General features: G+C 68.7%; 18 protein-coding genes. 11 read left to right on the forward strand and 7 right to left on the reverse strand.

The features are described 5' to 3' along the window. The first annotated feature begins 49 nt into the window (after positions 1–49). The 7 genes from F4560_RS45985 to F4560_RS05595 all read left to right on the forward strand — a co-directional run bounded on the left by F4560_RS45985 (position 50) and on the right by F4560_RS05595 (position 8,652). A complete protein-coding gene (locus tag F4560_RS45985; protein WP_184917124.1) occupies positions 50–1,147 on the forward strand; it encodes an ester cyclase in 1,098 nt (365 codons plus the stop codon). Further along, the gene (locus F4560_RS05570) at positions 1,144–1,845 is read left to right on the forward strand and encodes a hypothetical protein (RefSeq protein WP_184917127.1); all 702 of its coding nucleotides are present in this window, start codon (positions 1,144–1,146) and stop codon (positions 1,843–1,845) included. Before F4560_RS45985 ends, F4560_RS05570 begins: the two co-directional genes overlap by 4 nt. Then, the gene (locus tag F4560_RS05575) at positions 1,826–2,494 is read left to right on the forward strand and encodes a class I SAM-dependent methyltransferase (RefSeq protein ID WP_184917130.1); all 669 of its coding nucleotides are present in this window, start codon (positions 1,826–1,828) and stop codon (positions 2,492–2,494) included. Before F4560_RS05570 ends, F4560_RS05575 begins: the two co-directional genes overlap by 20 nt. Before the next feature lie 88 nt (positions 2,495–2,582). Beyond that, positions 2,583–3,698, forward strand: coding sequence for an FAD-dependent oxidoreductase (locus F4560_RS05580; protein WP_184917133.1), 1,116 nt, complete (start codon positions 2,583–2,585; stop codon positions 3,696–3,698). Positions 3,699–3,717: 19 nt separating this feature from the next. Then, complete coding sequence (locus F4560_RS05585; protein WP_184917136.1) at positions 3,718–5,994, forward strand: MMPL family transporter; 2,277 nt, start codon at positions 3,718–3,720, stop codon at positions 5,992–5,994. Between the two features lie 105 nt (positions 5,995–6,099). Beyond that, positions 6,100–7,650: an MFS transporter gene (locus F4560_RS05590; protein ID WP_184917139.1), complete on the forward strand. Its 1,551-nt coding sequence runs from the start codon at positions 6,100–6,102 to the stop codon at positions 7,648–7,650. Between the two features lie 45 nt (positions 7,651–7,695). Further along, positions 7,696–8,652: a nuclear transport factor 2 family protein gene (locus tag F4560_RS05595; RefSeq protein ID WP_184917141.1), complete on the forward strand. Its 957-nt coding sequence runs from the start codon at positions 7,696–7,698 to the stop codon at positions 8,650–8,652. Positions 8,653–8,749: 97 nt separating this feature from the next. Here the strand turns inward: F4560_RS05595 and F4560_RS05600 are convergent, their stop codons facing one another. The 3 genes from F4560_RS05600 to F4560_RS44165 all read right to left on the reverse strand — a co-directional run bounded on the left by F4560_RS05600 (position 8,750) and on the right by F4560_RS44165 (position 13,491). After that, positions 8,750–10,324 carry an MFS transporter gene (locus F4560_RS05600; protein ID WP_184917144.1) on the reverse strand — a complete coding sequence of 525 codons (1,575 nt, stop codon included), beginning with the start codon at positions 10,322–10,324 and terminating at the stop codon, positions 8,750–8,752. Between the two features lie 66 nt (positions 10,325–10,390). Beyond that, positions 10,391–11,875, reverse strand: coding sequence for a carboxylesterase/lipase family protein (locus F4560_RS05605; RefSeq protein WP_184917146.1), 1,485 nt, complete (start codon positions 11,873–11,875; stop codon positions 10,391–10,393). Positions 11,876–11,958: 83 nt separating this feature from the next. Continuing rightward, complete coding sequence (locus tag F4560_RS44165) at positions 11,959–13,491, reverse strand: phthiocerol/phthiodiolone dimycocerosyl transferase family protein (protein WP_246477738.1); 1,533 nt, start codon at positions 13,489–13,491, stop codon at positions 11,959–11,961. Positions 13,492–14,090: 599 nt separating this feature from the next. Here F4560_RS44165 and F4560_RS05615 point away from each other — a divergent pair. Both F4560_RS05615 and F4560_RS05620 read left to right on the forward strand, forming a co-directional pair. Beyond that, on the forward strand, positions 14,091–14,447 hold the full coding sequence (locus F4560_RS05615) for a hypothetical protein (protein WP_184917149.1): 357 nt from the start codon (positions 14,091–14,093) through the stop codon (positions 14,445–14,447). Between the two features lie 176 nt (positions 14,448–14,623). Continuing rightward, a complete protein-coding gene (locus F4560_RS05620; protein WP_184917152.1) occupies positions 14,624–15,286 on the forward strand; it encodes a hypothetical protein in 663 nt (220 codons plus the stop codon). A gap of 87 nt (positions 15,287–15,373) precedes the next feature. Here the strand turns inward: F4560_RS05620 and F4560_RS05625 are convergent, their stop codons facing one another. Both F4560_RS05625 and F4560_RS45435 read right to left on the reverse strand, forming a co-directional pair. Beyond that, entirely contained in the window at positions 15,374–15,763 is a 390-nt protein-coding gene (locus F4560_RS05625) for a hypothetical protein (protein ID WP_184917156.1), read from the reverse strand. Positions 15,764–15,924: 161 nt separating this feature from the next. Further along, positions 15,925–18,975, reverse strand: a complete 3,051-nt coding sequence (locus tag F4560_RS45435) for a glycosyl hydrolase 115 family protein (RefSeq protein WP_184917159.1) — start codon at positions 18,973–18,975, stop codon at positions 15,925–15,927. Positions 18,976–19,234: 259 nt separating this feature from the next. Between F4560_RS45435 and F4560_RS05635 the strand changes: the two genes are divergently transcribed. Then, the gene (locus F4560_RS05635; RefSeq protein WP_221483352.1) at positions 19,235–20,242 is read left to right on the forward strand and encodes a LacI family DNA-binding transcriptional regulator; all 1,008 of its coding nucleotides are present in this window, start codon (positions 19,235–19,237) and stop codon (positions 20,240–20,242) included. Between the two features lie 87 nt (positions 20,243–20,329). Here F4560_RS05635 and F4560_RS05640 read toward each other — a convergent pair whose 3' ends face one another. Next, positions 20,330–20,479, reverse strand: coding sequence for a hypothetical protein (locus tag F4560_RS05640; protein WP_184917162.1), 150 nt, complete (start codon positions 20,477–20,479; stop codon positions 20,330–20,332). A gap of 99 nt (positions 20,480–20,578) precedes the next feature. Here F4560_RS05640 and F4560_RS05645 point away from each other — a divergent pair, with 99 nt between their 5' ends. Next, positions 20,579–21,472 carry a S1 family peptidase gene (locus F4560_RS05645; protein ID WP_184917165.1) on the forward strand — a complete coding sequence of 298 codons (894 nt, stop codon included), beginning with the start codon at positions 20,579–20,581 and terminating at the stop codon, positions 21,470–21,472. A 27-nt stretch (positions 21,473–21,499) separates the two neighbouring features. Here the strand turns inward: F4560_RS05645 and F4560_RS05650 are convergent, their stop codons facing one another. Then, on the reverse strand, positions 21,500–23,353 hold the full coding sequence (locus F4560_RS05650; protein WP_184917167.1) for an ABC transporter ATP-binding protein: 1,854 nt from the start codon (positions 23,351–23,353) through the stop codon (positions 21,500–21,502). Positions 23,354–23,395: the final 42 nt, after the last annotated feature.

Consider the following 23,395-nt stretch of genomic DNA (forward strand, 5'->3'; position numbering starts at 1 on the left):
CCGGGGGATCGCGCGGGGCGATGACGGCGTCGGGGCTCGGGTGACCGACGTGGTGACTGAGATCGACACCGGGACCTCGGCGGTTCGTTGGGTCCGGGACGGGTTGAACGCCGGTCGACTCGACGTGCTTCACGAACTCATCGCCGACGGGTTCACCCTGCATCTGCCACCGCACATCACCAAGCGACCACTCGTCGGTGTCGCCGGGGCGACGCGGTTCATCGAGGACTTCCACCGGACCTGGTCGTCGCCGCACACGGTGATCGAGGAGATGCTGGTCGGCACGGGCAAGGTGGTGCTGCGCCTGCGTACCGCCGCCCGCCACCGGGGGCCGTTCCGCGGCGCACCACCGACCGGCCACGCGGTCGAGTTCACCCAGACCTGCGTGTTCGAGCTGGCTGAGGACGGGCGGCTGACCCGAGGTTGGGTCGAGACCGACCACCTCGGGATCGCGATCACCGTGGGCCTCGCCCCGCCGTACGGCGTCACCGGGCCGCGCAAGGCGTTCGCCTGGGCGGTGCGGACCGGGTTCCGCAGGGTCGGCCGGCGGTTGGTGGCACCGAAGCCCGGCGAGCCGCCGGTGGGTGCGCCGGACGTCGATGCCGAGGTCGTCGTCACCGACGCGGGCGTGACGGACAAGCGGCGCGAGGCCAACTCGGTCGCGTTGCGCAGGTGGATTGCGGAGTGCGTCAACCAGCAGGCGGTCCACATCTGTCCGGAGATCTTCCACGCGGACTACGAGGGCCACTCGCCGCCGCACGCCGAGCCTGAGCCGGTGTTCGGGCCGGACGGCTACGCCAAGTTCGTCACCGGCATCCTGACCGGTTTCCCGGACGCGGTCGCGTCGATCGAAGACCTGGTCGCGGTCGGCGATCGGGTGGTGTGCCGGGTCCGGATGTCCGGCACCCACCTCGGCGAGTACCGCGAGCTGGTGCCGACCGGGAAGCCGTTCGCGATCAGCCAGATCGTGGTGTGCCGGATGCGCGATGGCAAGATCGTCGAAAGTTGGCAGGAGATCGATGCGCTCGGCCTGCTGCTCCAGCTCGGCTACGTCCCCACCAAGGGCTTCAGCCCGCTCGGCATCGTGCGCTGGCTCGGCGCTCTCGGCGCGTCCATCCAGCGCACCGCACGGAAGGCGCACCGATGAGTGAGCTGCACCAGAAGGTGTCCGACGCCTACCTCGCCGAGCGTTTCGCACAGGCGAGCACCGTCGAGGCCACCCTGGACGCCGGCGGCCTGCTGTTCGGCTGGAAGCGCGGCCGTGCCGGGCGGTTCACCGGGCTGCGCGTCGTGGCCGACATCGCCGAGCAGCGGATCCGGTTCCGGGACTTCCACGACGGCAGGGACGGCCTGCTCGCCGGTCACGACGTCTGGTTGGAGCCGGTCGACGGGACGCCGGACGTGCGGCGGGACGCCAGGTCCCGGTTCCCGTACCGGGGTCGGCTGCTGCGCTGGGACGAACTCGACATGATGTACTTCCTGGGCTACGCCCTGTGGAACTACTTCACCTTCCCCGCGCTGCTGCACCGGCCCGGCGTCGACTGGACCCAGTCCGGCGACCACGAGCTGACCGCGGTCTTCCCCGCCGACCTGGCGACGCACTGTCGGGAGCAGCGGTTCCGGTTCGACCCGAGCACGTCGTTCGTGGTGGAGCACGACTACACTGCTGAAGTCTTCGGCAGCTCCTGGGCACACGCGTGCCACCTCACCCAGGACTACCAGGTGTCCGACGGATTCCCGTTCGCGTCCCGCCGACGGGTACACCCGAGTCACCCGGTCAAGGGTGGGGCCATGAAGACGCCCCTCCTGATCTGGGCGGACGTTCATGAGTTCAAAGTCGGCTGACGGCGCGGCCGTCTACTCGCGATTCATGCTGAGCTGGTACGACACCGTCGTGCTCGGCGCGGTCTCCAAGTTCGCCTGGCGCTGCTCGCGTGAGCGGATGCAAGACCAGTACGACCGCAACGTCGGCGCAAGCCACCTCGACCTCGGGCCGGGCACCGGCTACTTCCTGGACCACACCAGTTTTCCGGTGCCGGACCCGCGAGTCGTCCTGGTGGACCTGAACGTCAACAGCCTCGCCGCGACCGCGCGCAGGCTGGAGCGCTACCGGCCGGTGCAGCTCCAGCGCGATGTCCTCGAACCGCTCGACCTGGGCGACGAGCGGTTCGACTCGGTCGGCCTGAACTTCCTGCTGCACTGCCTGCCCGGGTCGTTCGACGGCGCGGACGGCGGCAAGGGCGTTGTGTTCGAACACCTGCTGCCATACCTCAACCCCGGCGCAACGGTGTTCGGCAGCACCGTGGTCGGCGACCGTGAGGCGCACGCGAACCCGTTGTCCCGGACGCAGTTCTGGTGGCTCAACAAGCAGCGCGTCTTCAGCAACACCGATGACCGGCTCTCGGACCTGGATTCCCTGCTGCGTAGGCACTTCCCGCACGTCCAGGTCACCAGGGTCGGCGCCGTCGCGTTGTTCGAGGCCACCGTGGACTGACGCACGGGTGTATCTGCACCATCACCGCTCGGATCTATCCAGTGAGGGCCGAAACCGGCTGCATCGGATAGAGCGGTAGGGAGCATCCATGGTGCGCGGACTGAACGTGGTGATCGCAGGCGGTGGCGTCGGCGGCCTCACCTTGGCAGGGATGCTCACCCAGCGCGGCGCGCACGTGACCATCCTGGAACGAGCGCCCGAGATGCGGCACGGTTTCGGGCTCACCATGTGGCCCAACGCTTTCCGGGCGCTGCGACTGGTCGGCGGTGACAAGCAGTACGACGCCGTCGTCGAGGTCAGCCAGAAGCTGGACAACCTGGTGTACCGGCTCGGCAACGGCCTCAAGGTCGCCGACATCGACCTGGTCGGCACGCTGGTGAAGAAGTACGGCGAGCCTGGGTACGCGGTGCTGCGGGTGGAGCTGCTGGAAGCGCTCGCCTCGGTCGCGGGCGCCGACGTCCGCTACGGCGCGGAGGTCACGCGCGCGACCGCCGACGGCAGGGTCACCCTGTCCACCGGCGAGATCATCAAGGGCGACATCGTGATCGGTGCGGACGGCGTCGGCTCGATGGTCCGCAAGTCGCTGCTGCCGCCGGGGTACGTGGAGCCGAAGAGCAGGCAGTTGCTCGGCTGGCAGGGCGTGGTGCCCAAGGCGCTCACGCCCGGTCCCGGGATCGCCGAGGTCTACTTCGGACCGACCGGCTCGTCCGGCATGTTCCCGCTGCCGGACGGTCGGACGTACTGGTTCTTCCTGGACCCCGGCAAGGACAAGCCGAACCTCACCGGCTGGAACCCGATCATCCAGGACATGATCAGGTCGACGCCGCCGGAGACCATGCACCGCGACGAGGCCAGGGACCGCCCGGCCGACCCGCAGTGGGGCACCGGCCGGGTCACCCTGCTCGGCGACGCCGCGCACCCGTTCCTGCCCACCGCCGGCCAGGGCGCGTGCATCGCGATCGAGGACGCCGCGGTGTTGACCAGGCGGTTGGAGAGCATCAACGACCCGGTCGCCGCGCTGCGCCAGTTCGAGTTGGACCGCTTCCGCCGGGTGCGCAGGGTCGTCGGCATCTCGCGGCGCCTGCAGTCGATGCAGCGGACGAAGCCGGAATTCATGCGCAACTTCGGCCTGTGGATGACCCCGGCGTGGGTGATCACCCGCATGTACGGCGAGCCGACCTTCCCCATCAAGGAATTCCTCTGAACCGCTCGGGAGTCTGGTCATGTTGGTGCGCATCGCCAAGGCGATCGTGGGGAAGCCGAAATGGTTCCTGATGGGGATCATCGCGTTCCTGGCGGTGGCCGGCCCGCTGGGCGGCTCGGTCGTGGACAAGCTGGTCAACGGTGGGTTCGAGGACGCCGCCGCCGAGTCGAGCGTGGCAAGGGAACGCTTGCAGGCCGACTTCGGCGTGGCGGAGCCGAACTTGGTGCTGCTCGTGACGAGCAAGGGCGAGATCGATTCGTCCGACGCGACGTCGGCGGGCACGGAGCTCACCAAGCGGTTGGCGGCCGAGCCGGGTATCGGCAACGTGCTGTCCTACTGGACGGCCAACAAGAACCCGGCGTTGAAGAGCCGGGACGGCACGTCCGCGTTGGTGCTGGCCCGGGTCGACGACAGCGCGGGTGATCCGACCAAGCGGATCACCGATCTGCGGTCCGAGTTCGGCGGCGAGCAGGACGGGTTGACGGTCGGGATCGGTGGCAGCGTCGCGGCCAGTTTCGACACCGACGACACGATCCAGAAGAACCTCCAGGCGATGGAGCTGATCGCGCTCCCCGTGATGTTCCTGGTGCTGTTGCTGGTGTTCGGCAGCCTGGTGTCGGCCACCTTGCCCTTGATCATGGTGTTGCCGATGGTCGTCGGAACGCTGTTCATCCTCCGGCTGATCGCGGGCGTCACCGATGTGTCGATCTTCGCGATGAACACGGCGACAGTGATCGGGTTGGGTCTGGCGGTCGACTACAGCCTGTTCATCGTCTCCCGCTATCGCGAGGAACTCCGCCATCGCGGCGGCGACATCACGAACAAGGCGGACCGGTCCGAGGCCATCGTGGCGGCGGTGCGGACGGCGGGCCGGACCGTGGTGTTCTCCGCGGTGACGGTCGCGCTCGCCTCGGCGGCGCTGGCCGTGTTCCCGTTGGTCTTCCTGCGGTCCATCGCGTACGCCGGGATCGCCGTGTCCGGGTTCGCGGCGCTCTCCGCCATCATCCTGATGCCGACCCTGCTCGCCCTGTTCGGGTCGAAGATCAACAGCCTCGATCTCCGCAAGGGGTTCCGCAAGCTTCTCGGCCGTCCGGCGAAGGTGTCCGCCGACACGCCGGACGAGGGCGTCTGGTACCGGATCGCGACCGCCGTCATGCGGTTCCCGATCCCGGTCGCGACGATCGTGGTAGCCGTCCTGCTGCTCCTCGGCTCGCCGTTCCTCGGTGCCAAGTTCTCCCTGCCCGACGACCGGCAGTTGCCGGCGTCCGCGGAGAGCCGCCAGGTGCAGACCACCGTGCGCGAGGGGTTCGACTCGCGCGAGGCGGACGTGCTGACCGTGGTCGCCGGCGGTGTGCGTGACGAGGCCGGCCGGGCGGCCCAGATCCAGTCCTACGCCGAGCAGCTGTCGCGGATCGACGGCGTCGCCTCGGTGACCTCGTCGGTCGGCACCTTCACCGACGGCCGCACGACAGCCCCGCCGAATCCCGGCGCCGCAGCCATGGCCAACGAGAACGGCACGTTCCTGAAGGTCGCGCCCGATGTCGAACCGTACTCGGCCGAGGGGGAGCGACTCGTCGCCGATCTGCGGGCTGCCCAGGCCCCGTGGCCGGTGCTGATCACCGGCACCGCCGCCGCGCTGGTGGACACCATGACCGCGCTCGACGACGGACTCCCGATCGCGTTGCTGTTCATCGGCCTGTCCACCTTCCTCCTGCTGTTCCTGTTCACCGGGAGCATCCTGCTGCCGTTCAAGGCATTGCTGCTCAACCTGCTCAGCCTCAGCGCGACCTTCGGCGCCATGGTGTGGATCTTCCAGGAAGGCAACCTGGCATCGCTGTTCGGTGTCGAGGTCACCGGGACGACGATCGCGATCACCCCGATCCTGATGTTCTGCCTGCTGTTCGGGCTGTCCATGGACTACGAGGTGTTCATGTTGTCCCGGATCAAGGAGGAGTACGAGCGCACCGGGGACACCAGGCTCGCGGTTGCCAGAGGGCTCGGCCGGACCGGTCGGATCGTCACCGCCGCGGCCGGGCTGATGATGGTGGTCACGATCTCGAACCTGATCACCACGGAGATCGGCTTCCAGGTGATGTTCGGCTTCGGCCTGACCCTCGCGCTGTTCATGGACGCGTTCGTGGTTCGCGGCCTGCTCCTACCCGCGTTCATGCAACTCGCGGGCCGAGCCAACTGGTGGGCGCCCGGCCCGTTGCGTCGCCTGCACCGCAGGTTCGGCCTGTCGGAGGAGCCCGCGGTCGTCGGGACTCCGGTCAAGGAGAAGAGCCTGGTGGGGTGAGTTCCCGGTGGGGCGACTCACTGTGCCCAGCTGTATCCGCGCCTGTGCCGCGCGGATCTACCAAGTGAATGGCCGGACCGACCCATGACTGGACGGAGTGCGCTGGTGGACAGGGATACCGTGTACAAGAACCGCTGGAAGATACTCGCGGTGCTATGCCTGAGCCTGACGGTCATCGGGTTGGACAACCTGATCCTGACGGTGGCGCTGCCCAGCATCCAGTCCACGCTCAGCGCGACGGCCAGCGAACTCCAGTGGACCATCGACGGCTACACCCTGCCGTTCGGTGGGTTGCTGCTGCTCACCGGCAGCCTGGCCGACCGGCTCGGCCGCAAGCGCGTGCTGCTCGTCGGGATGGTCGTGTTCCTCGGCTTCTCGTTGGCCGCGGCCTACGCGAACTCGGCCGACCTGCTGATCGCGGCCCGCGCCGGGATGGGCATCGGCGGCGCGATGATCATGCCTGCGACGCTGTCCATCATCAGGAACGTGTTCCCGGCCGAAGAGCAGGCCAAGGCGGTCGGCATCTGGGCCGCCGCGGGCGCCATCGGTGTCCCACTCGGCCCGATCGTCGGCGGCCTGCTGTTGGAGAACTACTGGTGGGGCTCGGTGTTCCTGGTCAACGTGCCACTGGTCGCGCTGGCCCTGATCGCGGGCTTCCTGATGATCCCGGAGTCACGGGCGAAGTTGGTCGGCAAGCTGGACCTGGTCGGTGTCGTGCTGTCCGCCGCGGGTCTGTTCGCACTGGTCTACGGCCTGATCAGCGCTCCGCACGAGGGCTGGGACGACCCGACCACGCTGGCCGTGCTGATCGGCGGCGCGGTGCTGCTCGGGGTGTTCGCGCTGTGGGAACGGCGCATCGAGCACCCGATGCTCTCCGGTGAGCTGTTCGGCAACCGCCAGTTCTCCGGCAGCGCCGCGACCGTGCTGATGGTCAACTTCGGGCTGTTCGCGATGCTGTTCGTGGTCACCCAGTTCCTCCAGTTGGTCCTGGGCTACGAGCCGTTCGCCACGGGCGTCCGCCTGCTGTCCGCCATCACCATCGTGGTGGGTGCGGGCATGGGCATCAAACTGGTCGAGAAGGCCGGTCTGAAGGGCACGGCGACGCTGGGCCTGACCCTCACCGGTGTGTCCATGGTCGTGCTCGCCGGGGTGGAGACGGACTCGAAGACCGCGCCGCTGATCGCGTTGGCACTCTTCGGGCTCGGCATGGGCCTGGCGATGCCGGCGTGCGCCAACGCCATCCTGGCCGCGACGCCACCGGCCCAGGCAGGCGTCGGCTCGGCGGTCACCGACGCCGCCATCCAGGTCGGCGGCACACTCGGTATCGCGGTCACCGGCAGCGTGCTGGCCACCACCTACCGGGCCGCGCTGCCGGCCGAGAGCCCGCTGCCCGCCGAGGTGGACGCGGTGGTCCGCGACTCCATCGGCGGCGCCAACCTGGTCGCCGAGAAGCTCGGTGGCGAGGGTGGCGAGCAGTTGCGCCGGTTGGCGTCGGACGCGTTCGTGTCCGGGCTGGCCGACGCCATGTACGTCGGCGCCGGGGTGGCCGCGGTCGGCGCGTTGATCGCGTTGGTCGTGCTGCCCAAGGTCGTGTCCGACCGGTCGCGCGAGGAGGAGCCCGAACCCGAGCAGCGGGCGGTCCCGCAGAAGACGTGAGTGGGCGCGACCGCGCTCGTTCCAGATGTCGATGAAAGAGGTTTCGTGAGAAGGACATTGACGATCGGGGCGGTCGCGGTCGTGCTGCTCTCCGGCAGTGCGGCGCTGGTGCCGGTGACGGCCATGGGCGCGCCGACGTTCACCGTCGGCGCCGCAGGCGAGCGGCCGAAGGTGGATCTGGTCGGCGAGGAGACCAAGCGGGTCCTGGACGAGTTCTACGACGAGGTGGTCGACAAGAACGACCTCTCCGCCGGACCGAAGTACATCCACGACTGGTACATCCAGCACTCGATCCTGATGGACCAGGGGCTGGCGGGCTTCAACAAGTTCTGGAACCTGCTGGAGGGCATGTTCCCGGACTTCCACGCCGACCGGCACAAGATCCTGGCGCAGGGTGACACCGCCGTCATGCTGAACACCTTCTCCGGGCACCACGGGGTCACCGGGCAGGAGATCCGCATCGAGGTGATGGACATCTACCGGGTGCAGGACGGCAAGATCGCGGAGCACTGGGACACGATCGACTACTCGGTCGCGATGAAGTTCGGCTTCCCCATCCCGGCGGTCGTGCAGCCCGCCGACCCGATCGACTGGACGGGCACTCGCAAGCAGACCAGGAACGTCGCGCTGGCGCAGGAGTACGCCAAGCGGTTGTTCGGTTCCGGCGACGCCGATCGCTGGTCCGCGTTGTACGTCAGCCGTGACCTGGTGAACCACCAGCCGGGCGTCGGCAACGGCAGGGAGGCCTTCGCGGCCAACTTGCGCAAGTACCACCAGGAGTTCCCGGACCTGACCGTCGAGGTCACCCAGGTGGTCGCCGCCGACGACGAGTTCTACATCCGTTCGGTGTGGCGCGGTCACCGGGCAAGCGACGGCAAGGCGTTGCAGTTCTCCCGGGGCGACATGTTCAAGGTGCGCGGCTTCCGCGCGGTGGAGCACTGGAGCGCGCTGGAGTACCACAGCCTGATCGGCTTCGAGGGACTCGAGAACCGGCCGATCTGAGACGGACCGATGAGTGACTGGTAGGGAACAAGGACGGCGCCCAGGGAACGCGGGCGCCGTCCGTTTTTTTGGGGCCTTCCAGGTGATGCGGACCGACTCAGACCGGCGTTGTGCCGGAACCGGTGACGGCCGTCGCCGGTTCACCGCCGGGCTTGCCCGATGTCGCCGGTGATCCGACATCACGCAGCAGGACCGCCGCGACGGGCACGACCACCAGCACTACTGCCGTGCACACCACCGCGGTGACCTGCAAGCCGTCGGTGAACGCCGCGCGCGCCACCGTCAGCAGGCTCGCGCCGAGATCAGCGGGCAGCGTGGCGGCCACAGCCGCCGTGGCGGCGAGGGAATCACCGGCCGCCGCGGAGTTCGCGCCGGCAGCCAGGGAATCACCCATGTTCGACCGGTAGACCGCCGTGCCGATGCTCCCGAGGAGCGCCAGCCCGAGAGCGCCGGCGAGTTCGTTGCTCGTCGCCGACACCGCCGAGGCCGCTCCGGCCTTCTCCGGCGGCGCGGACCGGACGATCAGGTCCGTGCCGAGCGCGGCGGGCGGCGCCAACCCGGCCGCCATCACGCTGCCGCCGACGATCAGGGCGGTGAACCCGGACGAACCGTCGACCTGCGTCATGATCGCGATACCCACCGCGGCGACGAACAGGCCACCGGCCATGACGAACCCCGGCCGCACCCGCGCCGCGACCAGCGGCCCGACGACGAGGCCTACCACCATCGCACCGGTGATCGGCAACACCCACAGCCCGGCGCGGAACGGCGAAAGCCCGTGCACCAGCTGGAGGTACTGCATGATGAACAGGTTCAGGCCGATCATCACGAACGACGCCGTCGTCACGACACCGATGGTCACGCCGTACGAGCGCTTCCGGAACAAGGTCAGGTCGAGCAGTGGGTGGCGCAGCGTCCGCTGCCGCCGGACGAACAGCACACCGCTCCCGACGCCGACCACGACGGCGACGACCAGCGGCCAGCCGACCCCGTTCTCGACCGTCTTCTTGATCCCGTAGACCATCGGCAGGACCGCCGCCAGCAACAGCACCGAACTCAGCATGTCCAACCGGCCCGCGTTCGGGTCGCGGAACTCCGGCAGCAATACCGGTCCGGCGACCAGCAGCAGCACCATCACCGGCACGCCGACCAGGAAGACCGAGCCCCACCAGAACACCTCGAGCAACGCGCCGCCGACGAGCGGCCCGACCGACGCGCCGACCATGAAGCTCATCATCCACAACGAGACCGCGAGGGTGCGCTGCCGGTCGTCGTGGAACATGTTCCGGATCAGCGACAGCGTCGACGGCTTCAGCGTCGCGCCGGCGAACCCCATCAGCGCCCGCGCCGCGATCAGCATCTCGGGGCTGGTCGCGTACGCCGACAGCACCGATGCCACGCCGAACCCGGCGGCGCCGATGAGCAGCAGCCTGCGGCGTCCGATCCGGTCACCCAGCGATCCCATCGGGATGAGGAAGCCCGCGATCACGAAGCCGTAGATGTCGGTGATCCACAGCAGTTGCGACGCGGACGGCATCAGGTCGGCGCTCAGGTGCGGCACCGCGAGGTGCAGGACCGTCAGGTCCATCACCACGATCATCGCCGGGAGGGTCAACACGGCCAGCGCGATCCACTCCCTCGCGCCGGCGCGGGGCCGATGGTCGGTTGTCATACCCTGTGACTTCCCCTTCATCATGGACCGCCTCGATCGGCGAAAGCGCCCGGCGTGGTGCCTGGCCTATTTCGGAGCGGGGACCCGCAGCCCGTCCCACAGCAGCCGGCGTTCCCGGCGCGGGTCTGCCTCGACCCGTGACGGGTGGTCGATGACGCGGGTGTTCCGTTGCGCCGCCGTGTATTCCGGCCACGAGGAGCGCGGCCTGCCGGTGCGGGCGAAAGCCAGCCAATCACCCTGCACCTCGTCCTGCACGGCGCGGAACCCCTGCCGCCCACCGGTCAGCGTCAGCAGCCGCGCGGGCAGGCTGTCGACGCGACCGAACACCGGCAACAACTCCAACCCGTGGATGGCGCCCACACCGGTCAGGCGCAACGCGCGGGGCGCGAAGTCGAAGCGGTAGCAGAACGTCGGCGCCCGGTCGCCGTGGGCTTCGGCCACCGCCACCGTCGGCCGCCAGTACACGAAATCGGTGCTGACCCGCACTGCCGCCGCCCGTTTCGGGTAACCGGGGTAGGCCGCGACGATCCGCTCGTAGTCGTCACCGCAGCGTTCCAGCGCGGCACGCAGCACGGGGGCGGAGGTCGGCGTGCCCTCGTCGAACTGGAACAGGGTGCACTCGTCGTGATTGGTGCCGATCATCAGCGGCACCGGCGCCGCCCGGCCCGCGGCGAAGGCGTCCAACGGGTGCAGCGGCAGGAAGTCGCCGTCCGCGACCGGCGCCAGGGGATAACTGCCCGGACAAGCGCGCTGCGTCTCCGACAACGCCAGCCCGGCAGCCCGGCAGAGGTCCTTCTCGGCCGCCGTGCTCAACGCCTGCGCCGCGGTGTCCGGGGTGGCGCCGAGCCCGGCGACGAAGCGCCGGGCGAACAGCCGGGCCGCTTCCGGGTCCGCGGACTTGTCCGCGTTCGCGCTCTGCGCGATCACCCGGTGGAACAACCCGGTCGCGCTCGGGGTCGTCATCAGCGTCAGCACCGCGTGCCCGCCCGCCGATTCACCGAAGATGGTGACGTTGCCCGGATCCCCACCGAAGGCGGCGATGTTGCGGTGCACCCACCGCAACGCCGCCACTTGATCCCGCAACCCCAGGTTCGACTCGAAAGGCCTGCCGGTGGTGGAGAACTCGGTGAAGTCGAAGTAGCCGAGCGCGCCGAGCCGGTAGTTGATCGTCACCACGACCACGTCGCCGCGCGCCGCCAGCGCGTCACCCTCGTATCGTGCGGCGGTGTCGAACATGTAGCTGCCGCCGTGGACGAAGACCAGCACCGGCCGCGGCCGGTCCGCGGGACCCAGGGGCGCCGTCACGTTCAGGGTCAAGCAGTCCTCGCCGGTCCGCCGCAACCCCACCATCGGGTTGCGGGGCTGCACCGCCGCGTTCCCGAACCGGGTGGCGTCGCGCACCCCCGCCCAGGGCTTCGTCGGTTGCGGCGCCCGTAGTCGCAACTGCCCGACCGGCGGGGCCGCGTACGGGATCGACTGCCACCGCAACGCGAGCCGGCCCCGGCGACCCCGCACCACCCCGTCGGCGGTCTCGACATCGGTCGTGAGCATGGTGACCTCCTTCGTCCGGCACGCCAAGCTACTCGCGTCGACCGACCGCGCTTCGACGGCGGCGACCGGCCCGCTGCGCGCCGTCATTCCTGCGCTGCCACCAGCGCGGCGGCCACCTCCGACCACAGCGAACCGACCGTGGCGAACGTGACCTCGGCGACGATGTCGTCGGACAGCGTCACGTTGTAGGTGGTCTCGAGGACGCTCATCAGCTGGACGCCCCCCATCGAGTCCAGGCCGAGAGCGCCCAGTTCGTCGTCGGCCTTCAACGTCCCCGACTCGTTGTAGGGCAGGTGCGGCAACACGACGTCGCAGAACTCCTGCGGCACCGGGGCGGTGGCAGTCGTGCCCGCGTTGACCGCGTTGTGCCCGGTGCCGATGGTGATGAGCTCGCGGATCCTCCGGTCGAGTCCGTTGAGGACGGACTCCGGCAAGGTCGAGTCGATGTGGAGCCTGCCCTCGAAGATGCTGACCGCGAACATCGGGTTGTCGACGCCGTGCGGGGTGATCAGCTGCTCGAAGCGGTGGTAGTCCACCAGTTCCACGCCCGCCGGCCGGGCCAGGCGGGGGATCGCGCCGACGTTCGTCGTGCCGACGATCCGGCCCACCGAAGTCATGAACAGCTCCTGAAGGCTCGGCGTCATGCCGATGAACTTCAGCGACCGGCCGGTCGTCAGGTCGTCCCTGACGGTCTCGGTGATCGCCCGTGCCAAGGTGAGGAGATCGGCATCGGGGTCCGCGTCGCAGTACACCGCCGCGGCGATGCCGTTGGTGCACTCGGCGGGAGCGATGGGCGGGGAGAACTGCTGCCGCAGGTCGACCGCGGCGACGTGCACCAAGTCCTGGACCGCGATGCCCGTGTCCTCGGCGGTCGACAGCATCAACGCCGCCGAGACCACGCCGTTGACGGTGGTCCGCCCGCCGCGCGCCACCGCGGCCAGCGCCTGCGTCTCGACGGACGTCAACACCACCCGCCGCCACACCGGGTGGCCATCCGCGTCTTCGGCCTGCGGTGACGCGGTGAACCGCGGCATCGTGACCTCCGCCGCCCCGGCGCCTTCCTGCGCGGCTTCGAGGTCGGCGTCCGCGGTGAGTTCCTCTTGGTGATCTTCTGGGATCTCGACGCCGCGCTCGGTCAGCAACTCCTCCAGCGGCCGGGGAATCCCGTGGCTGCGAGGCTGCAGCGTCCTGCCCGCGGCTGCTTCCGTGTAGAACGACCAGAGGTCCGCCAGGACCTTCAACATGTGCCGGCCGTCGACCATCGAGTGGTGCGTCATCAACGTCAACGACCAGGTCTCGGCGTCATGGCGCACGACGTGCACCGCGCCTACCCGGACGTCCAACGGCGGCATCCCAGCCGTCCGGTCTTCACTGCGTCCCTCGTAGTGGGACAAGCGGAAGTCGCTGCCCGACCCCTCGACGAGCACCGGCTGTCCTTCTTCGTCCCGCCCGATCCGGCACGACAGCACGGGGTGTGCCACACCCAACGCGCTTACCGCCGCCGACAGCGCTTCCAGGTCCAACGGACCCGCCGCACGTACCGCTCGGCCGCTGTAGAGGCCGTTCATGGAGTGGTACGCCTCGCTCTGGGCGAGCATGCGGATGAAGTTCGACATCAGGTCCCCCCCGGGATACTAATTGTCCGGAATTCGTACCGCCGTGTTCGGCGGATGTTTTTGTGCGGCCGAGGACGCGTTCGTCGTCCACGTGCCGTAAATGGACACGGATCCCAGATCGAGTGGAATACGTTCGTTAGCCTGGGCTTCCGGTGATGGTCGGTACCGGTACGGCCGATGCAAAGCCGCAAATCGGACACCCCGCTTGGGTGGGCGGTGTCCGATGCCCTCCAGTACCTGGCCGGCACAGCGCGTGAGCTGTGGCGATAGGGTTCAGTCAGAGGGCTTGGCTCGCACGTGCCGGGCCGTTGGCACGCGGGCGGCGCTCTCGCCGGACCCGGCCTCAAGCTGAGATATACGCTGTAAGTCATCCTCCTCACTATGTACTTACGGTGTACGTCTGTCAACCGGTGGTGAGGAACGCCTCGGTCCTCGCGCGGCCTGTCGGTTAACCCGGTCCGGTGCACTGACTAATTCGTCGAGTGGAACGCTCGTTGATCTGGACGTCGAACTGGCGGCAACCAGCTGGGATGATCGAGCGAGACGCTCCACCTCCACCAACGGCCTGCGGCTGGTTGCTCTACGAAAGGTGATCAAGCGTGGAGACGTGCGACGACGTACCGGGGGAACAGCCCCACGGCTCATGGCGGATCCGGATGCTCGAGCAACTTCGTGGTCCTGACCTGCTTCTGGCCTCGAATGCCCTCCTGTCGCTCACCTACCACGAGGACGACCGCGATTGGCTTCAAACGTTGCTGATCGACTGCGTTGCGAGGGGATCGGACCGCCAGCTCCGGGCGTTGTCGGTGACCTGCATGGGGCATGTCGCACGGCTTGATGGAGTGATCCGGGACGATGTCCTTCAGCTGCTGCGTGACTTGAGGTCAGATCCTGACCTCGGTGGAACCGCTGAAGATGCCCTGGATGATGTGACCTCCTTTGCCGACCGGCGGTAGCCGTGCGGTGTGGACGCGATGTCGGGCGGGTGCACGGCGTTGTGGCGGGCGGTGGCCGCGGATCGTTCGGACAACGCCCGCGTGCTGGTCGCTGCGGGCGCGGATCCATGGCGGGACTGGCTGTTGCACTCCCAGTCGGGGACGGGTCCCCGGTATCGGTCGTTACGGTGCCCGCCATGTTCCGGATGATGCGCCGCCGCACGTTGGTCGGTGTCGTGGCTGTGGTGCTGGGGTTGGCCAGTCTCGGTGCTTATCTGCTGTGGCCTGCCCCGACTCTCGACGCCGCCGACATCGATGCGGCGCTTCCGACTGAGCGCGACCTGCCCGGATTCGTCGCGCACGACGGGCTCACCGGTTCACTGTCGGTGCCGTCCTCCAACAAGGACGGGCGGTCCGTGCTGACCGGCGCAGCCTTGGACGATCAGTGCCGAAAGTGGCGTGAGGAAGGCGACGGCTGGGCTTGTGAGCACGTTCATGGGGTGGGCATGGTCGTGCTCGAGCTGTCGGAGAACGTGTTCTTCCGGGTTCTGTCCAACGTCCTCGCCTACGACGACGAGAACGCGGCGGAAGTCGGCTGGAACGGGCTGGTGACCGACATCCGCGATCGCCTCGAGGAGGAGGGCATCCCGAAGGTCAAGGAGGGCTCTCCCGGGTGGGGTGACGCGAGCCTGTCGTTCGAGGTCCCGGGTTCCACGGCCATGGCGATCCGAGTCGGCACGGTCGTTGTGGCCGCCACTGTGTGGGACGGCAGCGACCAGGTCAGCGAGAACGAAGAGCGCGACATGGTCCAGAGGTGGCCGGCGTTGCAGATCTCGAAGATCGAGCAGCTTGTGGGCTGATCACCGCCCGTTCGATCAGCGTCCGCAGTGTCTTGACGACTGGCCACTATTGCTTCAGTGAAAGGTAAAACAAGCACTGGGGCATTCCTAGGCCCGGAACAGTTCCCAGCGGGGCATTAGCGCGAAGACGAAGAGGCCCACCCAGACCACCCGGCCGGCGGTGACCAGGCCTGACACTTCGCCTGCCACCGATCCGACCAGTCCGACGACGACACTGATCAGAAGCAGTGACAGGCCCCACCGCTGCCACAGCCACAGCCCCGTCAAGCCGATCGCCTCACCCAGCAACCCCAGGATCAGCAGCGCCACCGGGATGGGCAGCGTCCGCCCGTTGTCCAGTTCCTGGATGGCATGAACGACCAACATCACCCCGACCGCGAGCGCCCCGATGCTGTAGACCACCAGCCACGCCGTCAGCACGAACCCGCGCCCGGAAGGCTTCTCGACCACGCTTCCGCCCATTGCCACCCTGTCCATCCGGATCTCCGACGCGCCTACGACGCACCCGGGACCGCAACAGGTTCCCCGACGAAACCCGAATTGCCCGGAACGGAGCAACACCGGTGACGACCACCAGGCCGGCGGGAACCTGAGGGCTCCCGCCGACCGAGGTGATCAGGCGGTGGTGCAGGTTGGTGTTATTCCGGTGCGATGGAAGTCGGACTTGACGGAGTGCCCGCCCGGTGGCTTTCCGGTGGGCCCAGGTAGCTGTACTTGAGGCCGCCGGTGTCGACCACGAGGTTCTGTAGCACCACGGTGGGGTCGACCACCCAGAACTTCAGGGTGTGCACGCCGGGGGACGTGACGTTGAACGTGGTGGCGGTGCGGTTGACCGCTTCCAGCGCGTTGACCTCCCAGCCCTTGTTCATGGTCGTGTCATCGGCACGGGTGGCGGTGGTGATGTTGACCGTCTGGGGTGCCTGGTCGTCGATGGACATGGCGTACTTGACGCCGTCACCGGGCCGCACGTTGTTGCGCGGTGAGAGGTAGGCCCACACGGTGACCGGTCCGGTCGTGGTCAGGTTGACCTTGTACTCCAACCGCGGCCCGTCACCGCCTGGGGTCTGGTTGGGGGCGGTCACGGGGTTGGGCTGCATGCCGGAACCGGTGCGGCCGATGTCGGGGATGTGCGACCACGAGACGCCGTTGGCGTTGACGGCTTGGGTGTAGTGGTCGGCTTCGATGGAGACGTAGCCGTTGGCCTCCACGAACCCGTCAGCGGGAACCTCGGTCGGCTTGTTCACCACGGCCTGCACGGTGACGGTGCGGCCGGCGCCGGTGACGGTGATGGGTACGGTGGTCTTGCCGGTGGGTGCCTTGGTCCAGTCGACCCGCAGGGTGGCGCGGGCCTGTTGCGTCACGGTGCCGGCGGTGTCGGTGGCGGTCAGCCACGGCACGGACGGCGTGATCCGGTAGTCGAACGGGGTGGTGCCCCGGTTGAACACCTCGATGTGTTGGGCGGGTGAGGTCTGGTAGGGGCTGAACTCGGGCAGCACGGGCTGGTCGGTGGTGTTGGGCCACCAGTTGAGCGAGCCGTCGATGGCCACGCCCATCTCCGCCGTGGTCGGGACGGTGATGCGTTGCAGGGCGGGGTAGATCTGGTCGGGTGCGGGTGGTTCCTGCCAGCTGGCGTTGTTGCCGTAGCGGGCCTTGTCGCCGTAGCCGAACTTGGTCTGGGTCTGCCAGCCGGTCCACTTACCGCCGGCGAGGGTGGTGTTGTAGTGGTTCGACATGGCCACGTCGTCGGCGAGGCGTGCTTCGGCCGTGGCGGCGAGGTCGTTGGTGGCGGCGCGTCCCTGGGTGGCGTACCAGCGGTTGACGAACTGCGCCCGGCGCAGTTCGTACATGTTGGCGGTGGCCTTGGTCGCGTACAGCACGAGTTGGTAGTAGGCGTCGCGGTCGGCGGTCGGCAGGGTCTGGTTCACCGCCTCGGCCTTCGCCGCGAGCTCCCGCCACTCGGCGGTGACCCGGTCGAGCTCGCCGTAGTTCTCGATGCTGTACGGCGTCATCGCGTCGTCGGTGCCGTAGGTGCCGTTGGCGTTGCGGTTGTAGCGCCGGTTGGTGGCCTCGGGCTTGCGCCGCGCCTGCAACTGCCCATAGGAGTGCAGGACCTCGGCGATCCCCGGCGCGGCCTGGTTGCCGAAGTTCTGGGCGGCGTACTTCCGGGTCCAGTCGTCGATGCCGTCGGCGGGGATGGAGGACGGGTTCCAGGCGTAGTCGAGGAAGAACTGGGTGGGTGCTTCCTCGTTCTTGAGGTCGCCGACGTTGACCACCCACAGCCGGTCGATGCCGGACTTGTAGGAGAGGTTGAGCTGTTCGCGGGTGTTGGCCAGGTTGATCGTGTCGACCCACTTGTAGTTGCGGCCGCCGCCGACGTAATCGAAGTGGTAGTACAGGCCGTAGCCGCCGGCGCGTGGCGGCAGGGAGGCGTCGGGGACCTTGCGCATGTTGCCCCAGTTGTCGTCCGCGAAGACCACGGTGACGTCGTCGGGCGGGCGCATGCCGGCGTCCCAGTACTGCTGGACTTCCTTGTAGAGCGTGAAGACCTGTGGGATCTCGGTGATCGGCTTGGTGGTCTCCTCGTCGAGGATGCGCCGTTGGTCGGCGATGATCTGTTCCATGACGTCGCGGCCGGCGTCGGGGTTGGGGCGGTCGCCGTCGCCGCGCATGCCGAGGGTGACCACGCCCTCGAAGTCCTCCTGCTCCATGCGCTTGACGCCGTCACGCCAGTACTGCTGGAGCGCTGCCTTGTTGGTGGTGTAGCTCCAGTCGCCGTTGCCGCCGTAGGGGTCGGTGTCGGGCTTGGCGTGCCGGACCCACTCCTCGATGCCGCGCATCATCGGCGCTTCGTGCGAGGTGCCCATCACGACGCCGTACCGGCTTGCGGTGGCGTGGTTCTGCGGGTCGTCCTCGGCGAAAGCCCTACCCCACACCGTCGGCCACAGGTAGTTGGCCTTGAGCCGCAACATGGCCTCGAAGACCTTCTCGTAGTACTTGTGGTTCAGGCCGTAGGGGAAACCGGGCGCCAGACCCGGGCCGAAGGTCCTGGGGGCCCAGTTGCCGGTGGAGGGGTTCTCGTCGTTGATGAACACGCCCCGGTACTTCACCGCCGGCGTGCCCTGGGTGTGACGGCCGGGTCGGACGTACACGGCGCTGTGCTTGCGCGCGGGCACGTCGTCGAAGTAGTGCCACGGGGACACGCCGATGCGGCGGGAGAGGTCGTAGACCCCGAAGATCGTGCCGCGCTGGTCGCTGCCGGCGATCACCAGGGCACGGCGCACGCCGGGCAGCGGGTTGTTCACCACCTGCTGCAGCGAGGTCTCCCACTTGCCTCGGATGCCCTCGACGTCCAGCTTGCCGTTGGACACCAGTCGGTCGATGAGCGCGCTGCGCCCGATCGTGCCGACCAGGACCGGTTCGCCGGAGGTGGGGACGGTGGTGGACACGGTCGGCTGGACGTCGGTGACGCGCTTGACGTCGTCACGCAGGTCGCCCACCACCCGCACGACACCGGCGTGGTCACCGCCGTCCACGAACAGCGGTGCCGCCTTGCCGTTCGCGGCGAGCGTGAAACCGCCGCCGACCGGGCTGAACGAGACGTACTCGCCGTCGGGGGCCGCCGCCGCCTCCGGTGCCTGCGCGGCGATGAGCACCGGCGGTATCACCGCTGTCAGGAGCGCGGCGGCCATGAAGACGGACCTGGTGCGTGTCGACCTGGACCATCGTCGCCGTCGTGACACGGCGTTGTTCGGGCTCGGCAGGGATTTCATGGAACCTCCGTAGCGGCGTTGCTTCGGTGCGGTGTGGGCGGAATCCGGGCCGTCGGTGACGGCGGTTGCCTTGGGCTGACCAGCTCTGGAACGTCCTGGAATCGTTTCCAGCGTGTGTTGCGGGCTTCTGGCCTGTCAAGACGCGCGAAACTGTTTCGAAGGATTGACAACTTCGGGAATGGATTCCAGACTCGGTGGCGTGGCGGTGACGATCAAGGACGTGGCGCGGCTGGCCGGGGTGTCGGCCTCGTCGGTTTGTCGCACCCTCGCCGCGCCGGACGACGTCCGCCCGGACACGCGGGAACGGGTGCAGCGTGCCGTCGCCGAGCTGGGCTATTACCCGAACCGGGCCGCACGGGGTCTCATCACGGGGCGTACCGGGAACCTCGGGTTGATCGTGCCCGATATCGCCAACCCGTTCTTCCCCGACATCATCAAGGCCGCCGAGGCGAGGGCCCGCGAACTCGATTACGCGGTGTTCCTGGCCGACACCGACGAGGACCCGGCGGCGGAGATGGGGTTGATCCGGGCGATGTCCAAGCAGGTGGACGGATTCCTGCTGGTGTCCGCGCGGTGCAGCGACGAGGAACTGCGTTCGGTGTACGACGACATGCCCGTGGTCGTGGTGCAGCGCTGCGTCCGCCACGTGCCCGCCGTGACTTTCGACGACCACGACGGCATCCGGCAGGCGGTGGGGCACCTGGCGACGCTGGGCCACCGCCGCGTCGCCTATGTCGCCGGTCCGCGCACGTCGTGGAGCAACAAGGAACGACAGCGCATTCTGCGTTCGACCACCTCGGCGGCGGGCATCGAACTGGTCGACACCGGCCACGCCGCGCCGACCCTCGACGGTGGCACGGCGGTGGCGGACCTGGTCCTGGCGACCCGTGCGACCGCGGTCATGGCCTTCAACGACATGATGGCGTTGGGCCTGCTCAGGCGGTTCCGGGCGTTGGGCGTGGACGTGCCCGGCGACATCAGCGTCGTCGGGTTCGACGACATCCCCCTCGCCGAACTGGTCGACCCACCGCTGACCACCATCAGCCTGGCCAAGCAGCGGGTCGGCCGGGCGGGCGTCGACATGCTGATCGGCCTGCTGGACGGCCGGCTGGACCGCGCACCGCGCACGATCCTGCCGACCCAGCTCACCGTGCGCGCCTCCACCGGTCCCGCGCGCCGCGACTGACTGCCACGCACGCGGACAACGGCGGGATCGTTCGCCGATCCCGCTGTTGTCCGCGTGCCTTCCGGAGCAGCCCAGGCGACCGAACCGCTAGGAGGACACGTCCTCGCCCCGTGACGCGGCGGGCACGTCGGCCGGGCGCGGTGTCAGGGCCGCTTTCTCCTCGGTGGTGAACGGGGGTTCGGTCAGGGCGGGGGAGGGCTTGGCCCGGCGCGCGTCCAGGAGGATTCCCGGTTTCACCAGGGCCGCCCGTGGTCACCGTTAACCGGTGTCCACTAATGGTCCATATCCAGGGACTTCCGCTGACGCTTACGTTAGTGGCTTTGGAGGGAGAAGATCATGACCTTCCCTGCTGTGCGTCGGATGGCGGTGGCCGTGCTGGCGGCCGGTCTCGTGTTCGCCTCGGCCGGGCCGGTGTCCGGGGAGCCGGACGGGGTCGGGTCGGCGGTCGCCAAGGAGCGGTTGGACCGGGGGGCTGCGACGCGGCCTCAGTCGGTCACCGCGTGGCACGTCGACGCCGCGGCCAAGGCGGTGGTGGTGTCCGTGCACGGCTCCGCCGCAGGTGTCGTCGAGTGGGCCGGCGGACTTGGTGCCGGCGCGGTCACCGTCGAGCACGTCGCCGAGGCGCCCCGTCCGGTGTGGGATCTCATTGCCGGGCAGTCGATCCACAGCGTCGGTGCGCGGTGCACGTTGGGGTTCAACGCCCGTTCGGGTTCCGCTCGCTTCATCGTGTCCGCCGGGCACTGCGTGAGCGTGGGCAGCGATTGGCACGGCGTCGGCGGCTACATCGGCCCGAGCGGCGGCTCGTCGTTCCCGGGCAACGACTACGGGCTCATCAGGGTGGCGTCGGCCGCCGCGGTGTCCACCCCGCTGGTCGATCGCTATGCCGTCGGCGCCGACGTCACCATCACCGGCGTCACGAACCCGTCCGTCGGCATGTCCGTGTGCTACTCCAGCCCGGTCACGGGGTGGCGGTGCGGCAGCATCACCGGCGTCAACCAGACGGTGTGCTACCCGCAAGGCTGCGTGAACCAGCTCGCCCGCACGACCATGTGCCCGGAGCCGGGCGCCTCCGGGGCGCCGGTGGTCACCAACCCCGGCTCGGGCGCCACGGTTCGGGCGGTCGGGTTGGTGTCGGGCGGATCAGGGAACTGCACGTCCGGCGGCACCACCTGGATCCAGCCGGTTTCCGAGCCCCTCGCGGCGTACGGGCTGACCCTGTACACCGGTTGACCCACGTGTCCAGGCAGCTGCGGCAGATCAGAGACGGAACGGCTTGGCGCCCACCGGGTCCGGCTCGTCGGGGACCTCCTCGTCGGGGACCTCCTCGTCGAGGAAGCCGCCGGACTGGTGGCGCCACAGCTTCGCGTACGCGCCGTCGAGGTCGAGCAGTTCGGCGTGCGTGCCCTGTTCGACTATCCGGCCTTGGTCGAGCACGATCAGCCGGTCCATCCGCACGACGGTGCTCAGCCGGTGTGCCACGACGAGCGCGGTGCGGCCTTCCATGAGCTGCCACAGCGCCTGCTGGACCAACACCTCGCTTTCCGAGTCCAACGCGCTGGTCGCCTCGTCGAGCAGCAGGATCGGCGCGTCGCGCACGATCGCGCGGGCCAGCGCGACCCGCTGCCGCTGACCGCCGGACAGCTTGACACCGCGTTCGCCGACCATCGTGTCGAACCCGTCGGGCAGCGCGTCCGCGAACTCCGTGACGTGGGCGGCTTGGGCGGCGCGGCGGATCTCGGCCTCGGTGGCGCCCGGCCGTGCGAACGCGATGTTCTCGCGCAGCGTGCGGTGGAACATGGCCGGGTCCTGCGGCACGTACGCGATCAGGCTGCGCAGGTCGGCTTGGCGCAGGCGCGAGATGTCCTGGCCGCCGATGAGGATGCGGCCTTCGTTGATGTCCATCAGCCGCAGCAACAACCGGGTGAGCGTGGTCTTGCCGCCTCCGGAGCGGCCGACCAGTCCGACCCGGGTGCCCGCCGGGATGTCGAGGTCGAGCCCGGTGAACAGCGGCCTGCCGCCGTTGTGCGCGAAGACCACTCGGTCGAACCTGATCCGGGAGTCCTTGACGCGCAACGGTTCCGGCTGCTCCGGGTCGACCACGGTCGGCTGGTCGAGCAGCAGTTCGGTGAACTGGGCGGCCTCGGTGAGCGCGCTCTCGAACTGCCGGTAGATTTGGTTGAACTCGAACATGATCCGTGTCGCGTTGGCGAAGTAGGTGAACGTCACCACGGTCGCCTCCACGCCGAGCCCGCCGCTGACGCCGACGGCGATCGCGAGGCCCAACGCGCTGGTGAGCACGGACATCGGCGCGATGATGGTGTCGATGCGCAGGTTGCCGTAGTCCCACGACCTCATCGCCAGCGTCCGGCTCTCGGCGGCGCGGCTCCGGTGCTCCGCGCCCTCGCGCTGCTCGGCGGCGAACGCCCGCACCGAGTCCATGTTCGTGAGCGCGTCGGAGACGTGGCCGGCTACCCGCGCGTAGGCGGCCTCACGCTGGTCGACCAGCTGCTGGCGGCGGCGGACGAGCGGCACGACACCGAATCCCGTGCCGAGGATCAGACCGAGCAGCACCACGACGAGCAGCGGGTTGTAGCTCCACAGCACGACGCACGCGAAGCCCAGCGGGAGGAGGTTGCCGACGACCTTGAACACCGCCGTGTCCACGAACTGCTCGAAGCGGGACGCGAAGCTCAGCACCCGTTTGGTGAGCGACCCCGCGAAGTTGTCGTGGAAGAACGCCGCGTCCTTGCCGAGCAGCGCGTCCATGCCGAAGACGGACAGGTGCTCGATCCCACGCGCGTCCACGCGGTTGAGGCAGTGGACGCCGATGCGCCACAGCAGTTCCGCGAACAGCATCACGCCGCCGAAGGTCAGCACGTACGGCAGCACGGTGGCGAGGCTCGTGTCGCCGCCCTCCGCGAGCCGCCCGATGAGCGCGCCCACGGCCAGCGGCGCGAGGTACATCTGGCACGTGACGCCCAGCGCGGGCAGGGTGAGCGCGCCGACGGCGATGAACCGGTGCCGCAGCAACTCCTTGGTGTACAGGCGCAGGGCGAGCAACACCGCCTTCTTGCCGGTGCCGTGGGGTTTTTCCGAGCTTGGCGCAGCCATTCGACTCCCTCCCCTGGCACCTTGGCCGTGTCGATGTTGCCC

Origin of the sequence: Saccharothrix ecbatanensis, assembly GCF_014205015.1 — a bacterium.
Lineage (GTDB): Bacteria > Actinomycetota > Actinomycetes > Mycobacteriales > Pseudonocardiaceae > Actinosynnema > Actinosynnema ecbatanense.

Excerpts from the sequence above, each read along its gene's own strand:
- F4560_RS05570 (WP_184917127.1), top strand. The coding sequence starts at position 1,144 with ATGAGTGAGCTGCACCAGAAGGTGTCCGACGCCTACCTCGCCGAGCGT.
- F4560_RS05575 (WP_184917130.1), top strand. The coding sequence starts at position 1,826 with ATGAGTTCAAAGTCGGCTGACGGCGCGGCCGTCTACTCGCGATTCATG.
- F4560_RS05580 (WP_184917133.1), top strand. The coding sequence starts at position 2,583 with ATGGTGCGCGGACTGAACGTGGTGATCGCAGGCGGTGGCGTCGGCGGC.
- F4560_RS05585 (WP_184917136.1), top strand. The coding sequence starts at position 3,718 with ATGTTGGTGCGCATCGCCAAGGCGATCGTGGGGAAGCCGAAATGGTTC.
- F4560_RS05600 (WP_184917144.1), bottom strand. The coding sequence starts at position 10,324 with ATGACAACCGACCATCGGCCCCGCGCCGGCGCGAGGGAGTGGATCGCG.
- F4560_RS05605 (WP_184917146.1), bottom strand. The coding sequence starts at position 11,875 with ATGCTCACGACCGATGTCGAGACCGCCGACGGGGTGGTGCGGGGTCGC.
- F4560_RS44165 (WP_246477738.1), bottom strand. The coding sequence starts at position 13,491 with ATGTCGAACTTCATCCGCATGCTCGCCCAGAGCGAGGCGTACCACTCC.
- F4560_RS05620 (WP_184917152.1), top strand. The coding sequence starts at position 14,624 with ATGTTCCGGATGATGCGCCGCCGCACGTTGGTCGGTGTCGTGGCTGTG.
- F4560_RS05625 (WP_184917156.1), bottom strand. The coding sequence starts at position 15,763 with ATGGACAGGGTGGCAATGGGCGGAAGCGTGGTCGAGAAGCCTTCCGGG.
- F4560_RS45435 (WP_184917159.1), bottom strand. The coding sequence starts at position 18,975 with ATGGCCGCCGCGCTCCTGACAGCGGTGATACCGCCGGTGCTCATCGCC.
- F4560_RS05635 (WP_221483352.1), top strand. The coding sequence starts at position 19,235 with ATGGATTCCAGACTCGGTGGCGTGGCGGTGACGATCAAGGACGTGGCG.
- F4560_RS05645 (WP_184917165.1), top strand. The coding sequence starts at position 20,579 with ATGACCTTCCCTGCTGTGCGTCGGATGGCGGTGGCCGTGCTGGCGGCC.
- F4560_RS05650 (WP_184917167.1), bottom strand. The coding sequence starts at position 23,353 with ATGGCTGCGCCAAGCTCGGAAAAACCCCACGGCACCGGCAAGAAGGCG.